At 43.3% G+C, this 20,660-nt stretch carries 19 protein-coding genes; 10 read left to right on the top strand and 9 right to left on the bottom strand.

Annotated features, from left to right (window positions below):
- Complete coding sequence (locus tag ACM0P2_RS08345; RefSeq protein ID WP_159117320.1) at positions 1-897, top strand: hydroxymethylglutaryl-CoA lyase; 897 nt, start codon at positions 1-3, stop codon at positions 895-897.
- 501 nt (positions 898-1,398) lie between these two features.
- Positions 1,399-2,376 (top strand): transposase, encoded by a 978-nt coding sequence (locus ACM0P2_RS08340; protein WP_159117319.1) that lies wholly within the window; start codon positions 1,399-1,401, stop codon positions 2,374-2,376.
- Positions 2,377-2,380: 4 nt separating this feature from the next.
- Here the strand turns inward: ACM0P2_RS08340 and ACM0P2_RS08335 are convergent, their stop codons facing one another.
- Together ACM0P2_RS08335 and ACM0P2_RS08330 are read right to left on the bottom strand one after the other, a co-directional pair.
- Entirely contained in the window at positions 2,381-3,535 is a 1,155-nt protein-coding gene (locus ACM0P2_RS08335; protein WP_159117318.1) for an MFS transporter, read from the bottom strand.
- 71 nt (positions 3,536-3,606) lie between these two features.
- On the bottom strand, positions 3,607-4,137 hold the full coding sequence (locus tag ACM0P2_RS08330) for an SRPBCC family protein (protein WP_159117317.1): 531 nt from the start codon (positions 4,135-4,137) through the stop codon (positions 3,607-3,609).
- A gap of 862 nt (positions 4,138-4,999) precedes the next feature.
- On the opposite strand from ACM0P2_RS08330, the gene glgC reads away from it, so the two are divergent.
- Positions 5,000-6,286 (top strand): glucose-1-phosphate adenylyltransferase, encoded by a 1,287-nt coding sequence (gene glgC / locus ACM0P2_RS08325; RefSeq protein WP_120959761.1) that lies wholly within the window; start codon positions 5,000-5,002, stop codon positions 6,284-6,286.
- Between the two features lie 50 nt (positions 6,287-6,336).
- On the opposite strand, the gene ACM0P2_RS08320 is transcribed toward glgC, so the two are convergent.
- Positions 6,337-7,140, bottom strand: a complete 804-nt coding sequence (locus tag ACM0P2_RS08320; protein ID WP_159117316.1) for an alpha/beta hydrolase — start codon at positions 7,138-7,140, stop codon at positions 6,337-6,339.
- Positions 7,141-7,210: 70 nt separating this feature from the next.
- Positions 7,211-8,533, bottom strand: coding sequence for a spinster family MFS transporter (locus ACM0P2_RS08315; protein WP_105930998.1), 1,323 nt, complete (start codon positions 8,531-8,533; stop codon positions 7,211-7,213).
- 170 nt (positions 8,534-8,703) lie between these two features.
- Here ACM0P2_RS08315 and ACM0P2_RS08310 point away from each other — a divergent pair, with 170 nt between their 5' ends.
- Positions 8,704-9,519: an acyl-CoA thioesterase gene (locus ACM0P2_RS08310; protein ID WP_105930997.1), complete on the top strand. Its 816-nt coding sequence runs from the start codon at positions 8,704-8,706 to the stop codon at positions 9,517-9,519.
- A gap of 39 nt (positions 9,520-9,558) precedes the next feature.
- On the opposite strand, the gene ACM0P2_RS08305 is transcribed toward ACM0P2_RS08310, so the two are convergent.
- Complete coding sequence (locus ACM0P2_RS08305; protein WP_159117314.1) at positions 9,559-10,404, bottom strand: HDOD domain-containing protein; 846 nt, start codon at positions 10,402-10,404, stop codon at positions 9,559-9,561.
- A gap of 480 nt (positions 10,405-10,884) precedes the next feature.
- Here ACM0P2_RS08305 and ACM0P2_RS08300 point away from each other — a divergent pair, with 480 nt between their 5' ends.
- Positions 10,885-12,156 carry a glycosyltransferase gene (locus tag ACM0P2_RS08300; protein WP_419227564.1) on the top strand — a complete coding sequence of 424 codons (1,272 nt, stop codon included), beginning with the start codon at positions 10,885-10,887 and terminating at the stop codon, positions 12,154-12,156.
- A gap of 19 nt (positions 12,157-12,175) precedes the next feature.
- Here the strand turns inward: ACM0P2_RS08300 and ACM0P2_RS08295 are convergent, their stop codons facing one another.
- Positions 12,176-12,568 carry a SufE family protein gene (locus tag ACM0P2_RS08295; RefSeq protein ID WP_159117312.1) on the bottom strand — a complete coding sequence of 131 codons (393 nt, stop codon included), beginning with the start codon at positions 12,566-12,568 and terminating at the stop codon, positions 12,176-12,178.
- Between the two features lie 10 nt (positions 12,569-12,578).
- Positions 12,579-12,974, bottom strand: coding sequence for a DUF2750 domain-containing protein (locus ACM0P2_RS08290; RefSeq protein ID WP_105930993.1), 396 nt, complete (start codon positions 12,972-12,974; stop codon positions 12,579-12,581).
- 256 nt (positions 12,975-13,230) lie between these two features.
- Here ACM0P2_RS08290 and ACM0P2_RS08285 point away from each other — a divergent pair, with 256 nt between their 5' ends.
- The 5 genes from ACM0P2_RS08285 to ACM0P2_RS08265 all read left to right on the top strand — a co-directional run bounded on the left by ACM0P2_RS08285 (position 13,231) and on the right by ACM0P2_RS08265 (position 18,385).
- Positions 13,231-14,007: a hypothetical protein gene (locus ACM0P2_RS08285; RefSeq protein ID WP_159117311.1), complete on the top strand. Its 777-nt coding sequence runs from the start codon at positions 13,231-13,233 to the stop codon at positions 14,005-14,007.
- 173 nt (positions 14,008-14,180) lie between these two features.
- Positions 14,181-14,990 (top strand): exodeoxyribonuclease III, encoded by an 810-nt coding sequence (gene xthA / locus ACM0P2_RS08280; protein ID WP_159117310.1) that lies wholly within the window; start codon positions 14,181-14,183, stop codon positions 14,988-14,990.
- A 41-nt stretch (positions 14,991-15,031) separates the two neighbouring features.
- Positions 15,032-15,673 carry an energy-coupling factor ABC transporter permease gene (locus tag ACM0P2_RS08275; protein WP_105930990.1) on the top strand — a complete coding sequence of 214 codons (642 nt, stop codon included), beginning with the start codon at positions 15,032-15,034 and terminating at the stop codon, positions 15,671-15,673.
- A 91-nt stretch (positions 15,674-15,764) separates the two neighbouring features.
- Positions 15,765-16,940: an FIST signal transduction protein gene (locus ACM0P2_RS08270; protein ID WP_419227563.1), complete on the top strand. Its 1,176-nt coding sequence runs from the start codon at positions 15,765-15,767 to the stop codon at positions 16,938-16,940.
- A complete protein-coding gene (locus ACM0P2_RS08265) occupies positions 16,937-18,385 on the top strand; it encodes a sensor histidine kinase (protein WP_419227562.1) in 1,449 nt (482 codons plus the stop codon). Before ACM0P2_RS08270 ends, ACM0P2_RS08265 begins: the two co-directional genes overlap by 4 nt.
- Before the next feature lie 4 nt (positions 18,386-18,389).
- Here ACM0P2_RS08265 and ACM0P2_RS08260 read toward each other — a convergent pair whose 3' ends face one another.
- Together ACM0P2_RS08260 and ACM0P2_RS08255 are read right to left on the bottom strand one after the other, a co-directional pair.
- A complete protein-coding gene (locus ACM0P2_RS08260) occupies positions 18,390-18,959 on the bottom strand; it encodes a phosphoribosyltransferase (RefSeq protein WP_159117307.1) in 570 nt (189 codons plus the stop codon).
- Between the two features lie 77 nt (positions 18,960-19,036).
- Entirely contained in the window at positions 19,037-20,515 is a 1,479-nt protein-coding gene (locus tag ACM0P2_RS08255) for an FtsX-like permease family protein (protein WP_419227561.1), read from the bottom strand.
- Between the last annotated feature and the right edge of the window lie 145 nt (positions 20,516-20,660).

Below are 20,660 nucleotides of genomic sequence, written 5' to 3'. Positions count from 1 at the left end.
ATGTTTCCAAAAAAAGTAAGCATTGTTGAAGTTGGTCCACGTGATGGCTTACAAAATGAAAAGTTGGCATTAACTGCCGCTCAAAAGGTTAAACTTATTGAGTTGCTCTCAGTTACAGGTTTAGAACGCATAGAGGCCGGAAGTTTTGTATCACCTAAATGGGTGCCTCAAATGGCCAACTCCGATGAAGTTTTCAAGGCATTGGATGCTCACCCAGGGGTCCAATATTCGGCTCTCACACCGAACCTCAAGGGACTAGAAACTGCAATTGAAGCAGGAGTTAGGGAAGTAGCAGTCTTCGGCGCTGCATCTGAGTCGTTTTCACAGAAAAACATCAACTGTTCAATCAGCGAAAGTTTGAAGCGTTTCGAGGCTGTTTTCAGCATGGCTAAAGAAAACGACATAAAAGTTAGAGGCTATGTTTCGTGTGTGATGGGCTGCCCTTACGAGGGTGAAATTGCCCCCGGCGCGGTGGCAGAAGTAAGCAAATCTCTGATTGATATGGGATGCTATGAAGTGTCTTTAGGCGACACGATTGGTGTGGGTACACCATTAAAAACACGTCTCTTGCTAGAGAGTGTATTGGAAGAGGTCACCATCGATAAGCTAGCAGCACATTTCCACGACACATACGGACAGGCACTCGTCAATTTATATACCGCTTTAGAGTATGGCGTATCAACTATTGACTCTGCGGTTGCAGGCCTTGGCGGCTGTCCTTACGCTAAAGGAGCAAGCGGTAATGTGGCTACTGAAGATGTGCTTTACATGCTTGATGGCATGGGTGTCTCTACAGGAGTTGATATGAAAGCCTTACTTAGAGCATCTTCATATATCTCTGACACATTGGGACGCGCGCCTATTTCAAAGGCTGCTAATGCCCTTCTTGCGAAATGATTACTCGAGACTGCGTGTATGAAAATACACGCAACTCGTTTGACTAACAGCTTATAAACGCGACCTTCAAAAATACTGCATAAGGATAAGAAGACACCCAATACAAATTTACTCTGTTTAAAAGACATCCTTTCGTAATTTTTCTAGATGTATCTCTGCTACAAATAGATTTGGAAATAACTACATATCAGACACCAACCTTTTTGTCTGAAAGGAAATGAGACGATATAGCGCTGGGTGTCTTTGTGACTTATCTTTTGGATTACCATTCTAGCGTTGGATGTCTTCCTAACTTACCTTCGTAACTTACCTGCAATCAACGCCTTAAATATTTATATTTGCTTCTTCGTACTAAACCTCTCAGAAGTTAAAAATACAATGGGTGTCTTCATTGTTGTTTATCTCGTTAAACCTGTTCCTAAACAGTGCTTTCAGTCAGGTCACAAGATGCACTAAATGTTGATATGGTCGTGCGACCGTAAGCTTTTTTGACAAGATAAAATGGCTCAAAGTAGAAAATCTCTAATAAGTCTTGAAGACACTCCCTATTATCACTGCATCTCACGGTGCGTCCGTCGAAGCTATCTTTGTGGCTACGACGCAAAAAACGATGTTAGCTACGAACACAGAAAGTCGTGGGTCGAAAAAAGACTTTTGTTTCTTGGTACCATATTCGCGATCGACATCTGTGCATATGCCGTGATGAGTAACCACGTGCATATAGTGCTATGCGTTGACAAAAAAGCTGCCTGTTCCTGGTCTACAGACAATGTGCTAGTGCAATGGCATAAAATGCATAAAGGAACGCTGCTTACCAGAAAGTATTTAAGAGGTGAATCGGTAAGCGAGAGTGAATTAAAAACAATACAAAATACTGCTGAAATTTATAGGAGAAGACTTCACGATATTAGTTGGTTCATGAGGAACCTTAATGAATATATTGCCAGGAAAGCCAACGCAGAAGATGACTGTACAGGCCGATTTTGGGAGGGTCGATTTCGTTCTCAAGCCCTGTTGACGGAAAAGGCGTTATTGTCGTGCATGGCTTATGTCGATTTGAATCCAGTACGAGCAAAAGTAGCCACTCATCTACGCGATTCGTTACATACTAGCATAAACAGAAGGCTGCGCTACATCGCTAAAAGTAAACGTATAAAAGGGCTCATACCGTTTAAAACTATCGCCACCGTGAACCCAAGTCGCGCCATTAATTACTTCTTGACAGATTACTGTGCGCTTCTAAATTCCTCAATAGAAATGATGACTGACAACTCTTCAGATTCCAAGGTAATAAAACTCAATAACAGGTTAACGAAGCTTGGTATTAATCAAGCCAAATGGCTCCAAATGATCACAAACTTTGAAGACACGTTCTCCTTTGCCGCGGGAGACCGTGAATCCATGGAGCTCTTCAAGAAAAGTACGAACAGAAAGAGAATAGCAAAGCTAGAATCAGCAGCCTCGTGCTTAGGTGGTTAGACTGCTACTTTTCATTAGGTAGTATGACCGTTGCTAAAATCGCTAGCACAAGCATTACCGACATAATGTAAACGACGGTAAAAGATAGAATAGATGTCAAAGCTGCGTAAAGCGCGCCGAAACCTAATAGAATGAGTCCTATAGCCGTGTTAGAAAATCCAACGAGCTCGGTTCTTTCGTGCCCCTCCTTCACATCCAAGCTATATGTTTTCCTTCCTGTTCTAACTCCCGCATGCGCTATTGCTAGCACAAAAAACAAAAGGGCCGAAATGAAAATAGACGTTGAATCTAGGGTGAGAAGCCCTACACATGCAAATAAAGCGAGAACTCCAGAAAGCTGAAGTGTGAGCCTTGCACTCTTATCTGCAATTTTACCCCAGACTATGGACGATAACAGCGCTGCGAGTGCTTCAGCGCCAATATAAATTGGCAACAATTCCTGCACATTTCCATCGCGTTCAATCATGAAGTAAGGGGCGACTAATGCAGAATGGACGAACAACCCTCTTACAAATATAAATTTATAAACGGTAGAATCGAAATCAACACTAAAGGTGTCGCGTGACTTATCACCGACATCTACACGTGTTTTGATAGGCCACACGCAAATCAAAGTAGCACCAAACGAAAGCAAACTTGCACACAAAATTACTAAAAGCATATTTGAAGAAAGTGCACCTTCAAAAACAACTAATGGGATAGCAATGCATAGCGTTACCAGCCCTGAAATTGTCGACGCGATGCCAATTAAATTACCTCGTTTGCCCTTTTTCGCAACGTCCGCCTCAATATCTTTGACTGTTAAAGAACACGCTGAACGACCAATACTAAGAATAACAAGAGACAGTAACACTCCCGCCCCAGCTGTAAATCCAGTAAACAGAGTTACAGACGCTATAATTCCAATTACTGAGAATGCTTGGATGAACATGCCTAGACGCCAAACCTTGTGTCTTTCCGCATGATTTCGAAGATAAACACTGATAAGTACTTGAGGTAGAAGTGCGCCAGACTCCCTTATTGGAACAAGCCAGCCAATCATCCATACAGGAGCTCCTACACTCACTAGAAGTGCTGTAAGCGTTGTTTTGGCGGAAATTAAAAGGTCGGCTAATTTGTTGAGCGATAAGCCTGAGATGAGTCGTTTTTTTTGATTCATAGTTCGTTAGCGTTGACTCTTTGTCTCTAATACTAGGTGACGTTCTTTTGAGATCAGGTTGAGCTGTTTATTCAGCTCTTTTCAGCGAGGATTTTTAAGTTCTCTAACCCCATCTCGAAGTCTGGACCAATCATGCCATCCATCATCAGAGCGAGGTAACGATTAATAGGGTTATTATCTACTGTGCCTTCATCACGCCAAGTAACGATAGAACCGTTAGAAGTAGGCTTTATTTCTACCGCCCCATTAGAGCCCATATCAAAATCTGGAAAGTAAAGACGATAGAGAACTCGTCTGTTATGTTCTAACTGGGTAATTTCCATTTCACCGTTACCCTCAGTTTCACTTTTCCACTCAGATCGCATACCTATAGCTCTATCGGGCCCAGAAAATTCGAGCTCCATATTTGGATCTCGTTTGAACCATACTCCCCACTTGCTCCATTCCTTTAAGTCAACAACATACGGATAAATTTCCGATGGTTCTGCATTAATAACAATCGTTCTTTCGACACTGTAATCTTTAGAAATAAAGAAACTTGTGGCTACAAACAGTGTAATTAACACGCCTACTAACACTAAAAGTTTTTTCAATACACTCATCTGAGAATCCAAGTCAAAGTCAGCCGCCCAAATATAACATTTGATTAACATTTGTCACCTACAGATTGGTCTTCCTAGCGCACATATTGACCTTAAACTCTTGGCGAGACACCCAACCATAGCTCTCGACTAAAGGTATCAATAATAAAATTAGCCGTATTTAGTAAAGAATGACTTCAGATGTAAGCGCACCTAACCGACTCGCTGCCCAAAAGATGCGCTAAACGTTATCGAATGAAAAACTTTTTCAGGAACTAGAATATTTTTGAGTCAACACAGTCGATATCGTTTCATTGCGTTTCGCTAAGTGATGAGCAATTGGCTTTGGTTTATGAGATGGGTGTCTTGTTTTATTGGCAAAGGGTACTAGATAAAGTGGATTTAGCACCTCGCTAAGACTCAATGCTGCATTTTTATCTTGGGTGTCTTGGTAAGTATTATTTTTAAGTGGTCAGTACCAATTCAAAATATTTAAGCTTCGATTGGATGTCTTGCTTACGTATTGTTGGGTGTCTTGCTTAAATTTTTCCGTTTTTGACTAAATTTCTTAAAAAGAAAACTGACACGGTCAAACATTAAGGTGGGTGTCTTTGTATGGAGTGCAGTCAAACATTAAAGTGGGTGTCTTTGTATGGAGGGGCTCACTGCCAAAAACAAAATTTTAAATAAATTTACTATTTCATCACAAAGGTTATAAATCACACTGTCATTCTAAAATATCTTGTGTAATATGAAGTTATGTTATTAAAAAGCCCCTCAATCAAGGGGTTCAATGTATAGCGCTATCAATCGCAACACTTCGCTTTCTTTTTATATTTCTATCGATATTCAACTATCGCTTTTTGACAGGAGTTTATAGGAAATGGCAGATCAGAGTTCACGTTACATCAGTAACTTAACACGCGATACTTATGCGCTTATCCTCGCCGGAGGTAAAGGGTCTAGGTTGCACGAACTCACCACTTGGCGTGCTAAGCCAGCACTTTACTTTGGTGGTAAATTTAGAATTATCGACTTCCCCCTTTCGAATTGTGTTAATTCAGGCATAAGGCGAATAGGTGTTGTCACACAATACAAGTCTCACTCTCTCATCCGGCACTTAGTCAGAGGCTGGGGTCACTTCAAGAAAGAGCTTGGTGAATCCGTCGAGATTTTACCCGCCTCTCAGCGTTTCTCAGACAACTGGTACGAAGGCACTGCCGACGCTGTTTTTCAGAATATCGATATAATCCGAGATGAGCTCCCTAAATATGTGATGATACTTTCCGGCGATCACATTTATCGAATGGACTACGGCGACATGCTGGCTAAGCACAAGGAATCGGGTGCTAAAATGACCGTCTCTTGTATGTCAGTACCCGTTGAAGAGGCAGCTGGCGCTTTTGGCGTAATGTCGGTGGACGAAAACTACCGCATTATCGGATTTGAAGAAAAGCCTGCCAACCCTACTCCACTTCCCAATGACCCATCTCGATGCTTGGCCTCAATGGGTAATTACGTGTTTGATACCGAGTTTCTTTTCGAACAGCTACGCGTAGATTCCGAAAACATGGGTTCTCAACGGGATTTTGGGAAGGATATCATTCCATCTATCATCGCTGACCATCCCGTATACGCGTTTCCCTTCGAACAGAGCGGTAGCGACAACGCTTATTGGCGAGACGTAGGTACAATAGACTCTTTCTGGGAGGCCAATATGGAAATGGTCGCACCGGTTCCGCAACTTAATTTGTACGATAGAAAATGGCCAATTTGGACTTATCAGGAACAGCTGCCACCTGCGAAGTTTGTCTGGGAAGACCATGACCGAAGGGGCGAAGCAATTAATTCTGTGGTTTCAGGTGGCTGTATTATTTCTGGTTCCACACTGCGCTCGTCTATTTGCTTTTCTAACGTTAGGGTTCACTCTTACGGCCTCATTGAGGACGCAGTGATCCTTCCCGATGTTGAGATTAAACGTCACTGCAAGCTAAAGAAAGTAATTATCGACCGCGGTTGCGTGATACCAGAAGGCACCACCATTGGATACGACCACGAACAAGACAGAGCTCGTGGTTTCCGCGTATCAGAAAAAGGCGTGGTTCTTGTTACAAGAGAAATGCTTGGACAACCCGTTGGTGGCCTAAGCCCCACTAAAAAGTCTGATTAAAAAGCCATAAACTTGATTTTGGCGCATTAGCGCCAAAATCAAGCTTCTCGCTAACAATTCCAATGTGTAAGGGTTTCTTTGATAAACGCGGCAACCCTTTCTGGGTGTTCTAGAGGGAACATATGCCCGCCGTCCAAAACAACGTGCTCAATATTGTTGTGCTTCATTAGTCGAGCATACATTTCTGGTCTACATACCTTACTTGTACTGCCCGTTGCTAAAATCGCCGGGCATTTTAACTTCCCTTTATACTTGCCAAGATTATGCGGTATATTTCGAAACAGTGATGCCTCAACATCAGCTTTGAAGGTAAGCGATATAGCGTCTCCTTTTTCTGCTGTTACCGACTTCACATAGTCTCTTACACACCGCTTGTCCATATCTCTGAACAAGGCCTTGCCATGAAAATACGTGACCATATCGGTACTTTTTGGCCAACTCGTGTTTCGTGTTTGCGCAAGCTTAGCTGGAGTAAGCTTATTTATCAGAGGCGTATACTTGGCAAATCTAAAAAAATAACTAAGCGGGCCTACCACCAAAGGGGGGTCAAACAAAATGAGCCCTCTAAACAACTCTGGTGCTTCGCAAGCTGCCATGTAAGTGATGACGGCGCCGAATGAGTGGCCTACCCCAAATACACCACGAGGATCTTTGTTTTCTTTTTTTATATGCTTAATGAGCTCTTGAACTTGGTTTCGCCAATTACCGTTAACTGGCAGCTTGGGATCATGGCCAAAACGCTCAACGTGCAAACGATTAAAGTTATCAGGCAGTGCGGAAAACATCGCATTATAACTTCCCGCGGGAAATCCATTTGCATGGGCAAAGTGGAAACTTAAATCAGTCGAAGACACCGAAGACTCCCTCAAATATAAACAAATAAGGGGCTTAAAATCAGCCCCTTAGAAGAAAGTGATGATAATACTACAAGCCCCTTGCTTCTGCCATTTCCCAGTCTTTTACTATTTTAGTGCTCGTCCACAAAAATACAGCAATAGAAATCGCATAGGGTATCACTAGGTAAATAAGTGCTTGCCTAAGCGCTTCTGTTTCGCCCAAAGAAGGAACCAGAGCCTGACTAATAATACCCGTGAGTGTAGGCCCACCACCCAGCGCAATAATGTTGAGAACAAAGAAAAAGAGCGCTGTAGACATTGCCCTTACGTTTAGCGGTGCAAGGGTTTGCGCCATTGCAAAACTAGGGCCCAAGTAAGAGCCACTGGTAAATAGCAGCAGCGCCATTAATGCAACCGACATCCATAAATCTTGCACTTGAAGAGACATGTAGAATGCGGGAACACCAATGATCAACGCAATAGCAGGAAGTAACGCGTACGCTTTTTTATTGTGTTTCCCCCAACGGTCGGCAATATAACCACCTAACCAAACACCAAGGGCATAAGCGGTACCGTTAATAATACCAAACACGATGAGCAGCTGTGTTATATCTAACCCCGCAAAGGCGCGCACATAATAATCAATCACCCATGTTGAGATTGCGTAGTTTCCGAAAGAACCAAATGAGATACCCAGCGCCATTCCCCACCAAGTAGGTATTCTAAGCAAGGTTTTTAGCGACGACTTTACGCTTGGTTTATTGGCTATGTCATCGCTTGGCGCAGATGCTGTTCTGGAGGGCTCTTTCACTGTAAGCTTGAGTAATATAGCAAGGATAACCCCTGGAATGCCCACACTATACATAACGGTACGCCAGTCAGCCGAGCCACCTTGTAAAAAGAAGGCAGAGGCGAAAAATGCCAACATAACGCCAAAGGGAATACCTAACGAATAAATCGCAAGTGCGCCCGCCCTCTTTTCTTTGGGAAACAGGTCTGAAATGATGCTGTGCGAAGGAGGGCTACCACCCGCCTCTCCAATACCCACACCAATTCGTGCAATAGCTAGCTGCATGTAGTTCGCTGCTAAGCCCGATGCAGCGGTAAACCCGCTCCACAATGTGAGTGAGATAGCAATAATATTAACGCGGCTGTAGCGGTCAGCAAGCCATGCAATGGGGATCCCCATTACCGTATAAAGAAGGGCAAAGTAGATACCCTTTAGCCATCCTAATTGGGCATCATCCAAGCCTAAGTCGGCTTTAATGAAGGGAGAGAGGATCCCAATAATCTGTCTATCGATAAAATTAAAAGCGTAGACCAAGGTCAATATGAATAAAACGTAGTTCCGGTAACTTCTAGATACCCCAGCTTCTGCAGCAGGAACACCTTCAACGTGAGTATGGGCCATAACAGTCCTTTTAAGTGACGATATCCCCAGTCTACGCATCAGGTAAAAAAATAGACAACTAATTGTTACTTATTTGTAAACATAACGAGAATTACTAAGTCAGGCTTTCCGTCCGACAGCGCTTAGGGTACGATTATATTCATACAACTCATCAGACCAGACAAGTAAGCATGACAGTAGACGAATTGCTCAATATTCCTCAATTATCACAAACATCTGACAATACATGGCGCGTTGATGGACTCGTCATTCCGAAAACATGGGGGCAAGGCCGCACTGCATTCGGTGGTATTTCTGCAGGCATGCTATACACAGCGGTAAAGCAGCAAGTCACTGATAATCAAGTATTGCGCTCTTTCACCACTAATTTTGTTGGGCCCTTGTCACTTGAAGCGCCCTTTTCCATAGAAGTTACGTTGCTCAGAACGGGTAAAAACGTTTCTCAATTCACCGCCCATGCGACTCAAGAAGGCAAAAGCTGCGTTTTTTCTCAAGCGTGTTTTGGTGTTGCTAGACAGTCTGGCATTCGTGTTGAAAATACTGAGAAACATGACATGCCGCTTCCTACTAAAGCTAAATTTATTCCTCAAATCCCAAAAGTTACGCCTAAGTTTTTGCGTTATTTTGATTTAGCCATAGAGGATGGCGGTATTCCTTTCACCCGCAGAAAAACGAGTCACTACCACGGATTTATGCGTTTTAAACACGCTCCAGAGGCTATTACTGACGCTCACATTATCACCATGATTGATGCGTGGCCGCCAACGCTACTTCAAATGATGAAGCTACCTGCTCCAGCGAGCACGGTGAGCTGGAATTTAGAGTTTATTCATCCTCATAAAGCCGTAAGCCCAACGGACTGGTTTGGGTATAAGGCGCATACTCGACAAGCGGCTGACGGATATGGGCACACTGAAGCGACGATATGGGACAAGGACAATGAAGTAATTGCTATTAGTAGACAAACCGTAGCTGTATTCGACTAACAACTACGCTTTCACTTGAAGCGCAATATGCGCTTCAAGTTAATACAACATGAACGCGTTAGGATTAAACAAGGATATAACTGAGATACATTGTAGATTAGTGATATCTAATGCATCTTCCAAATCCTCTCGGTTTAATGAAAGCGCTTCATGCTGTTCTGGTTTTAGATTGTGATAGCTTGGATATATCTCAGGGTTAACATTATCAAGGGCTAAAACGTAAGAAAGCTGTAATATCTTATCTTCAATGCCTTCTGCATTATCATCTCCCTTGTGAATGTTAGCAATGGGGGTATGTATTGAGCTAGGAATGCCCCACTTTTCGATGAGCTTCGCAGACAACTCAGTATAGGTAAAGCCAAGAACACCAAACTGCAACTCAGATGGACTAACACGCGTGTTAAAAGCCTGACATCGTGTCGCTGATTCTGGCAGTAACGAAACCGTTACTAACTCACCAATATTATGCAGTAAACCAGCAACAAAAAGACGTTCCGGCTCGCGTATATTGCGCATGTCGGCAAAGTATTTGGCCAACAGTCCGCACGATACACTCTGTTCCCAGAATTTATCCAAATCAACTAATTGACCGTCGATATCACTAAATGCCTGACTCACGCCATAGGCGAGCGCCAGGTCATAAGTGGAACGTGTACCCACCACTTGAATAGCTCGGGTCACCGTATCTATTTTGTTGGGAAACCGATATAACGCAGAGTTTGCAACCCGCAGCAGTTGGGTCGCTAGTGAGGGGTCGAAAGCAATAATATCGCCGATGTCATCGATACTTGAAGCTTCGTCATCCATACAAGCTTTAAGCCGGGTAACCGAGTCTGGTAAAACGAAGAGATTTTCCGCCTTCGAAACTAGTTCTTCTAAATTCATTCGTGCACTCTCATTAATGCCGCCCTTCCCAATGTAGCGTTCAAGGCACCTCCATTCGCCTTCTTTGTTAAGGTATAGGCTTAAAAAACGGGTTGGTCAACAACTACGCTCTAGTAAAAAAGTATGATTTCCATAGATATCATTACGTTACTAAAACGCTTTATTTTTCGTAATGTGAGTCCTGTTAGCGCCTAGTTTCAAAATTTGAAAAAAGCCTTTGCCTATTTAGGCGTCGCTATCGGCCGAAATTACACCATTTATTTGTAGTAGCTGACGCGCCATTATTATAACGCGCCGCTCTAAAATCTATACCGATTATTGTAAAACAAAGAAAAACTCAGGGTAATTACCTAAAAGAATTAGATTTTCTTGGGCGTATTGTCTTGAATGATATCAAAAGAGAAAATTGTGCTAGCATGTATGCGTTTAAAATCATGTCGCTTTGACGTCAATTCTAATAAAAGTTAAAAAATCACTATCATGTTAAATGTAGTAATCATTGGTTACGTGTGGCCTGAGCCAAATTCATCAGCAGCGGGCCAGAACATGCAATCGATCATCACCCGCTGTGTATCCTATAACTTCAACGTGTCATTCCTCACTGCTGCATCTGAAAGTGAACATAAGGCAGACTTGTCAACGCTTGGTGTAGATACTTATTCAGTTGCACTGAACTGCAGCTCATTCAACACCTTAATTGAAAAGTTGAAGCCGGACGTGGTTATTTTCGACCGATATATGACGGAAGAACAGTTTTCATGGCGTGTGAGAGAGAGCTGTCCGAATGCAGTGCGTATTTTAAATACAGAAGATATGCATAGCCTTCGTCAAGCTAGACATGACGCCGTTAAGCGATGTGGCGATGCCAAATATGCAGCGTTAAATAGCGAGCTCGCGCAAAGAGAAATAGCGGCCATTTTAAGGAGCGACCTCACTCTGATCATTTCCGAATCGGAGATGGCACTTCTTACCGAACATTATGGCGTACCAAAGTCGCAACTTTATTACCATCCTTTGGTTGTGGGGCCAACACCTTCATACTCGACGACTTTTGAAGAGCGTGCACATTTTATTCATATCGGAAATTTCCGTCATGCTCCAAATTGGGACGCAGTTTTGCATCTTAAGCAAACGCTCTGGCCCGCTATTAAAAAAGCGCTTCCCGATGCAGAGCTTCACATTTACGGCGCCTACCCTCCTAAAAAAGCGACACAGTTGCATAACGACAAACAAGGTTTCTTAGTCAAAGGTTGGGCAGAAGACGTTACATCGTTAATGGCTAGCGCTAAAGTGCTAATTGCCCCCCTGCGCTTTGGCGCAGGGATAAAAGGAAAACTACTCGACGCAATGCGCTGCTCTACGCCATCGATTACCACATGGGTAGGTGTAGAAGGAATCATTTCTAAAAGCAAAAATGAAAGCACTGAGTGCAGCTCACAGACTGATTTATGGCCGGGTGCCGTGTGTAGCACCGACATCACAAAACCAGAGGTTATTCAAGATTACGTTAATCAGGCCGTGTCGCTGTATACCAACAAAGACGTGTGGGAATTTGCTAGCCTTCAAGCGAAGAAAACACTCGACATATTTAGTGCAAAACAGCCCGACATTTCATTAACGGATAAAATTATAAGCTTAAAAAACGAGATTGACGGACACAGAAAAACTTTGTTTATGCAAAGTCTTCTATGGCATCAGACACTAAATGCCAGTAAGTATATGAGTCAGTGGATAGAAGCTAAAAATAAATAAGCCAGTAAAAGCTCGCTAACTAAAGGCCTTTGAGTTTAGCTATTACTGACTTTATACCATTTCCACGAGACTGACTTAAATAACGTTCGAGCTGGCAGCGCGACAAATATTGTTCATAGTCGAAGGTTTCGCGCTGCTGTTGCGTCAAAGCGTTCGCTTTTTCCAATAACACCGCAAGTACACCCCTAATTACCTTACTCGGAGAGTAGGCCATCACACGTGTTTCGTTCTCCGAGAAAGCAATCCATACTGGGCTTTCGCACCCTTCCACTGCGTTTGTTTCGGTTCGTGCGTCTAGCGGCAATGGCGCTAGCGCTTTTCCCGATAACATCAGTGTTCGCGTAAAATCATCCCACCCTTTTGCATCTGCGAGCGATTGTGCAAGAGGTAACAATGCATCTTCAGAAATCATAAAAAACGAATTAATTACCGTTTAATTCTGCAGCCAAGTCTTCGGCAGTCATCACTAAGTTTTCAACATCGCTTGTGGTTGGAAACATCACAAGCTCCACACCGTTTTTCTCTAAACCGGGCAACCAAGTTTGCGTAAATTCGTCAAGCGCGATATTCACACACTGCCCCTGTATATCGTTCATGCTTACAAACTTTTGCGCTAAGTCCTTATGAGGAAAAACGGGTAATTGCACGTTTTCTCCATCTTCGAACATCACAAACCCTTCGGTGCCTTGCACCAACCAGATTTCATTCGCTTTAGCAATATAGCTGACCACCAGCTCTTGTCGTTCTTCGGCGCTTAGCTTCATCGCCTGCTCGATGACAGCATCACTTAACTTGTCTGCAATAGTTTCTGGGAACACGTGTTTTTACCTATCTTTAAATTTGCCGCAAGTATACCCGCACCATTATTAGGCGCAATGCAATAAACGTGAAAAACTTCCTCACGCTCTACCCTTTACAAAGACACCCATGATATTGTTGTTGTACCCTTTACAAAGACACCCATGATATTGTTGTTGTATAAAGACACCCACGATTACCATGTAAGCAAAGCATTCAGTAAAACGTTACATAGAATCGATGATGCATATGCAAGAATAAGAAGAACTTTAGGCCATGCGAAACCTTTTCACTGCTCTTAAGCAAGACACCCAAGCAAACCACACTGCTTTAGAAAACACTTTTCCTTTTTCGATTTATCATCACGAACACCTGTTTAATAAGGCAGCGTATTGCGCGGTACTTGCGATTATGAAGGAGTTTCACCAAACCACCGCTGGTGCAGTAAAGCAAGCGGGAGATGCAGAAGCAAGGCTAGCTCAAATAGCCGCGATGATTGACAGCAATGCGGTGTTAGCCGCGATTAGCAAAGACATCCATGCGCTAGATGCTAACCACACTATTTTGAATGGAATACATGACCCTTCTTACAGAGACACCCACCAAACAAAACCTGATAGTTCTTACGGTACTTTTGCAGCGGATAAAGAGACTAGCTCAGTAAAAAGTGGTCTTGGTGAGCGCACATCTAAAGACACCCATGCTCATTCAAACTTGCTACCTACTTTTCGTTCACCAATAACGTCTGCGATAGCCGCCATTTACGTTTGGCTTGGCTCATCAATGGGGGCAAATATCATTTCAAGACGGTTAAATGCGATGGAGCAAGCCATTCCTACTCATTATTACAAAGCGATGTCTGAGTGTGCTAAATCGTGGGTGTCTTTCAAACAATGTGTCGATGCATTGCTGCCTGAACTTGCTCTGAACAATGAAAACCTTGTCGATAATATCGTGCGAGATGCTAACGCATGGTTCGAATACTTAATTAAATTAGGTATGCAATTTCAGGCTACAAGTGCTTCGAAGAACATGGTAGTTGACACCCTTTAGTGGGCACCTCAGGCCAACGACAACACTCTTTACAGCTCATTTTCAGCGTAAGCTATAAATAAACTTAATCTATACAATCGGCCTATTGCATTAATATACAAAAAATTGAGCATTAAGGGCATCTTCGCTTTCTGGTAAACTTGCTCCAACGTGAAACAACTGACTAATTAAGCATGAAAGTAATTTCTTTTAACATAAATGGTATCCGCGCACGTCTTCACCAGCTACAGGCACTAATAGATGCCCACCAACCAGACATAATCGGCCTACAAGAGATTAAGGTTCATAATGAACAGTTTCCCGTAGACGCTGTTGAAGCTATGGGATATCACGTATATTTTCACGGGCAGAAAAGCCACTACGGCGTCGCTTTTTTGGCAAAAAAAGAGCCACTTTCGGTTTCAATGGGGTTTCCTTCTGACGATGATGAAGCGCAACGTCGTATGATCATATTAAAAACCACTGATGATGCGGGTGACCCCGTTACCATACTAAATGGCTATTTCCCTCAGGGCGAAAACGAAAAACACGAGACGAAATATCCTGCAAAACGTAAGTTCTATAAAGATTTAATGACTTATCTAAACGATAACCACACGCCTGATGAAAACATCATCGTCATGGGTGACGTCAACATTTCTCATACCGACTTAGATATTGGTATTGGCGAAGATAATCGCAAACGATGGTTAAGAACAGGTAAATGTAGTTTTTTACCAGAAGAGCGTGAATGGTTGAACACCGTGATGAGTTGGGGCTTTGAAGATAGTTTTCGCTCACTAAATCCAGAAACCAATGATAAGTTTTCATGGTTTGACTACCGTTCAAAAGGGTTCGACGACAACCGAGGCCTTCGAATCGATCTTATATTGGCCACAAAATCCTTACATGCAAATCTCGGTGACGCTGGGATTGATTACGAACTTAGAGGTATTGAAAAGCCCTCTGATCACGCTCCTATCTGGGCTGACTACAAAAGTTAGGTACGGAAAAAACGCGTGAAAGCCACAGCCAAGGAGTAAACGTGAGTACACTACAAGTCTTAGCTTTTATAGCTTATGGCGCGTTTTTGTTGGGCGCTATCAAACAGATCGACTTGGCTCACTTTGCCAAAAATAAAAATCAGCAACACCTTATTTTTGGCACTGCCGCTTCTTTATTCGTGCTGTGGCTCTTTAAAGCTGGTATTTATGAAGGCTTGGATGTCCATTTTCTGGGCCTTTCTGTACTTACCCTTATGCTTGGTTTTAGAAACGCGATTATCGCGTCTTTTATCGCTTTGCTCGGTGCCCATACCATCGGATATGGCGCGTGGGAGAACTTTGGGGTCAACGCGCTGCTCGGTACAATTCTTCCCATAGGCATCACCTACCTCTTCTATATGCTGTCTTTTCATCGCATACCGCGACAGCTCTTTGTTTATATATTCGTCTGCGCTTTCTTCCCCGCAGCACTTTCAATAGCGTTGAAGACGCTTGCTCTAGGTACTTTTTATTACGCTGAGGGCGTCTACTCTTGGGATATTGTCTTCGACAATTATATTTTGCTTGTGCCTCTTTTGGTTTTTCCAGAAGCATTACTAAACGGTATGGCAATAACTATACTGGTGATTTATCAACCAACCTGGGTTTATACTTTCCACGATAAATTCTATCTTGATAACTAGAGCGAGTTCGCCTAACCAATTCGACTAATAGTTAATAAAGCTTTTCTAATTTTCATCTATTCTTAGATTTGAAAGAAAAAGGTAGGTAAGAATGCAGATAGAAACGGTTGAAATTGAATGTGCTGATACGGCAGAGTTGGGTACCCGCGTATCTGCAGTATTTGAAAATAAATCGCCATCGTTGGTTATTGGCTACGGAAATTCCCAGCTACCTTTTGCAGAAATACAAGCGTCGCTCTCTCCTTATCAATTTCCTTTTCTTGTATCTAGTTCTTGCTTGGGTTCCCTTCTCTGCGACAGTCAAACGGTTAAAGCGACTTGCGATCTGGCTTTTTTCTGCGTGTTTGATGATGAAGGCGCTTACGGCGTAGGCAGTGCAAATGTAGTTGATAACGGCCCCTTTCAGGCTGGCGCAAACGCACTGATTAATGCTCTTAAAAACTCCGGTCGACCCTATGAAAGCCCCGCTTTGATTTGGTGTGCGCTTCCTCCTGGCGAAGAAGAGAGAATATTGGAAGGTTTTGCCAGCGTTGTGGGGGAAAATGTGCCAATTTTTGGCGGTTCCATGGCCGACAATACCGTACAAGGGAATTGGAATACCGTGACATCAGACGCAATAGGCCCACAAACCCTTGCAGTTGTGGCTATGTTCCCCTCCACCCCATTGGGTCTTAGCTATAGCTCAGGCTATAAACCTACGGATAAAGAATTTTCTGTGTCGAAAGCTCACGGAAGGCAGCTCGTTGAACTCGATGGTGTTCCAGCCAGCTACGCATATAACCACGCAACCAATAACCTAATTGAAAAACAACTTAATGGCGGGCAGATTCTCGGGCTTACATCGTCAGCTCCGCTAGGTCGCCCGGTTGAGTTAGAAGATGGAGCGATAAATTATCTTTTGTGTCACCCCGATTCGGTAAATGAAAACGGCGCGCTTAATGTATTTTCCGAGGTGAAAGAGAACGACAGCTTAGTGTTGATGGAAGGGAGTATTGCAAGTCTTACGTCTCGCGCTCAACGTGTTATCAATAATGCCATTATGCTATTGCCCGAAAACAGAAAGCCCGTGGGAGTGCTTATGATCTATTGCGCAGGATGCCGTCTTATGGTGGGAGATGAAATCAAACAGATGCTTTCCTCGCTACAAAAAGAGTTTGCTTCGCTGCCAATATGTGGCCCTTTTACCTTCGGTGAGCAAGGGCGCTTTCTTGACGGCAAGAATAGACACGGTAACCTTATGATATCAGCTATAGTATTTTCTCAATGAATAGAGATTACGAAAATGTTCTAGAAGACCTTGCTCTTGTTTATAGGCTAAAGCAGCAGGCTGAAGCGCACAAAAAAGAAACCGACGCCTTACTTGAAGGCACTCATGCTTTGCTAACGGCTGAAAATGAACAAGACCTTTACATGAAAATGTTTGAGGTATTTAAAGGGCTCTATAATTACGAAGTGTGCTTTGTGCTTGAAAACGATGGACCAAAGCGGATGAGATGTATTAACAGCACTCACAGCCCGCTGCTAAACACCATCTGGAACATAGACGACACTCTTTCTCGCGCAGTTAAAAGTACACCAATTGCATTATTTAATATTAGGCAGCAGCCTACGTGGCAAGAACATATCATCCTTTTCGACTCCCCCGTTACCTCAGTGCTTTACTGCCCGTTTAAAGTACATCAACAGCAAGCTGTTATTGTATTTTGTCATCAGTCATTGGGGTATTACACGCAAGAATATGTAGAGATGGCTAACCGCTATCGCACCTTTACAGAACAAATTGCCATGGGCATGCAAGCTAAAATGATGGCGCTGGAAACCGTTAGGCTAAAAGAGGAAAAAGCGCAGGTTGAAAAAAGCTTAATTGATTCTGAAAAAATGGCCTCACTAGGCCTTTTAGCTGCGGGTGTCGCCCATGAAATCAACAACCCTATAGCCTTTATCAATAGCAACATTCACTTTTTGAAAAATATAATCCCGGCTTTACTCGATATGCAAGGTATTGTGGAAAATCTAGCCAAAAGCGAAAGCGAGGAAGAGCGAGCCCAGCTAAAAAACGACGCCATAGCTTGGCAGGCGCAACATAAACTAGAGTCGTTAGTAGATGAAATTAACGATATTTGTAACGAGTCTGAAGATGGATTAAACCGAGTAACGGATATCATAACCAGTTTACGTTCGTTCTCCCATGATGCCGACATCCCTGATGACGAGACTATTGACGTTAACGATTGTGTAAACCACGCGCTGAGGCTGGTAAACAGTGAACTCAAACATAGAATAAAAATCCACCAAGAATTGGGGGATGTCTTACCCATCCAAGGAAAAACTGGCAAGTTAAACCAAGTACTCGTGAACCTTTTCGTAAATGCTGCGCAGGCGATGGAAGAAGGAGATTCGCTTACTATCAAGTCGTTTAACGAGACTAAAAGTCAAAGCGTAGTGATTACCGTAGCAGACACGGGATGTGGCATAGAACAGCACGCACTTCAAAAAATGTTTGAGCCTTTTTATACGACCAAACCTATTGGCAAAGGGACAGGGTTAGGGCTTTATATTTCATTTTCTATCGTAGAAGCAATGGGAGGAACCATCAGCGTTGACAGCGAGGTGAACGTTGGTACTACCTTTACCCTTTCCTTCCCAGCCGTGAATGAACATAAAAAAACCGCACAAACGTGCGGTTCTAATACATTAAGCGAGAAAACTTAACTCTTTAAGACTTTTTATCAAACAAAATGTCCATAACATCAGAAAGTTCGCCTTTCCCTTCGCGGATTTCTTCTTCCGTTAGCCCTGCAATTTCATGTGGAAACACAAGCCACTCGTCACTTTCGTTAACGTAGTAGTCAGGTACGATATCAGTGGTGTTGTTTTGAGGCTTGTACCAAGGGCATGCAATACGAATGTCTTTAGGCATGTTCAAACGCATAAGCTTGTTAATTTGGTTAATTAGCGCATCAACGCTTCGGCCTGAATCGAAAACATCGTCAACAATCAATAGTTTGTCGTCTGCGTTCGCGTTTTCTACCAAATAGTGCAAACCGTGAACACGAATTTCTTTCGATTGCTTGTTGATACCGTAGTAAGACGATGTACGTACAGCAATATGGTCGGTCGACGTGTTCTTAAACTCAAAGAATTCTTGAACCGCGATACCGATTGGAGCACCACCACGCCAAATACCAATAATAAAGTCAGGGCGGAAGCCGTCTTCATACACCTTTGCCGCTAAGCGAAAGGAATCCTGTAGAAGCGATTGCGAGGTGATAAAATTCTTGTTCATGACGTCTCACTGGGCAAAATTTAAAAGACCGCGAGTATAGTGAATTTCGCACTAATTTGCACGGCTAATTCAAGGAATTATTCGTTTTGAAGCGCCTGTGAGGGCGCAATTTTCATCGCCTTTCGCGCTGGATATATACTGGCTAGCACACAAAGCAGCAAAGAGAGCAACGTAATACTCACTATTTGTATTCCATCCATTTCTACAGGCAAGCCTCTACCATCTGCAGCTAACGCCAACGGCGAGCCAATCAAATCCAAGAAGTTATTCAACTGTAAGGTGACGACGATGCCAACAATAAGGCCTATACCCGCACCTTTTACGCCGTTAAATAGCCCGTTAAGCACAAAGATCCACATAATGGTTCTAGGCAGCATCCCCTGCGTTTGAAGCACTGCAATATCTCCCTTCTTTTCGGTTACCACCATCACCAAAGCAGAAACAATATTAAATGCAGCCACGGCGATGATGAGTAACAGCATGAGTGTCATCATGTTCTTCTCCATCTTAACTGCATCAAATAGCGGGCCTTGTCGTTCACGCCAGGTTTTAACGTTGCTTGCAGAGACACCCATCGTATCAGTGAGATAGTTCACAACCGACAGGTAATTAAATGCATCATTTAGAAAGAGGCGAAGTGACTGTCCATTTCCTTTAGGATCGCGCATTAAACGGTTCACGTCGGTCAGGTTCATATACATCACCTTATCGTCCATTTGCGACCCCATATCGAAGACACCCACTACAGTAACAAGTCGCTGACTGGGCATGCGACCGAAAGGCGTATAAACACTCGCCCCGGCCACCATAACACGTAATCTATCACCCACTCTCACATCCAATCTGATAGCAAGCGCACGACCAATTATTGCGGCAAAACTACCTTCCTTTAAGTCGTCAAATCGCCCTTGCTCCATATGGCTTGCAACCAAGGTATGCTCCAGCATCACCCCAGGTTCCACACCGTGTACTTGCACACCTCTCAGTTCAGAGCGAGATTGCACAACGGCTTCCGCTTCTCGATAAGCCATGCTGGCAACAACACTATCGATGGGTGTCTTGCTAATTTCATCTAAAGTAACGTACTGCTGTTGTGGCACGTTTTTATTGGGTGTCTCGCTACGACTTCCCGTATTAAACGTGGGTGTCTCATTAATTTTCGCTGTTGCGGTGGATGTCTGTGCAACTTCATTAATTTTCGCTGTTGCGGTGGATGTCTGTGCAACTTCATTATTTGAGGTGGGTGTCTTTGTAACTTCAAGAGAGTTGCTGACGTCTGAACTGTTTTGCGTGGGTGTCTTGCTAAGTTCGCTGACGGCTGAACTATTTTGCGTGGGTGTCTTTGTAATTTCGATATGGGGCACTATGCCTAAAATGCGTTGTTTCAACTGCCCTTCTAAGCCGTTCATTACCGATACTACAATGATAAGGGCCATCAGCCCCAGCGCGATGCCGGCTACCGAAAATCGATTTATAAAAGAGACAAAACTGGTTTGGCTTTGTTTGCTAGATTTGGCATAACGATAGGCAATGAATGCAGAAAGAGGATAAAACATAGCGCCTTGCTTTTCAGTAATACGGTAATCTGCCCCACGTTTGGCTATGCTTAACGAATGAAAAATTCAGATAAGTAGCCCAAAGGCGAGATGACGGGCTAAGCCCAAAATAGTAAAGTGGCTATACTACGTGTAAGCTACTGGC

Origin of the sequence: Alteromonas sp. OM2203, from assembly GCF_048517045.1 — a bacterium.
In the GTDB taxonomy this organism is placed as follows: Bacteria; Pseudomonadota; Gammaproteobacteria; order Enterobacterales; family Alteromonadaceae; genus Alteromonas; species Alteromonas gracilis.
Note: the sequence above shows the minus strand (reverse complement) of the source record. Positions and strands in the feature narration are given on the sequence as shown.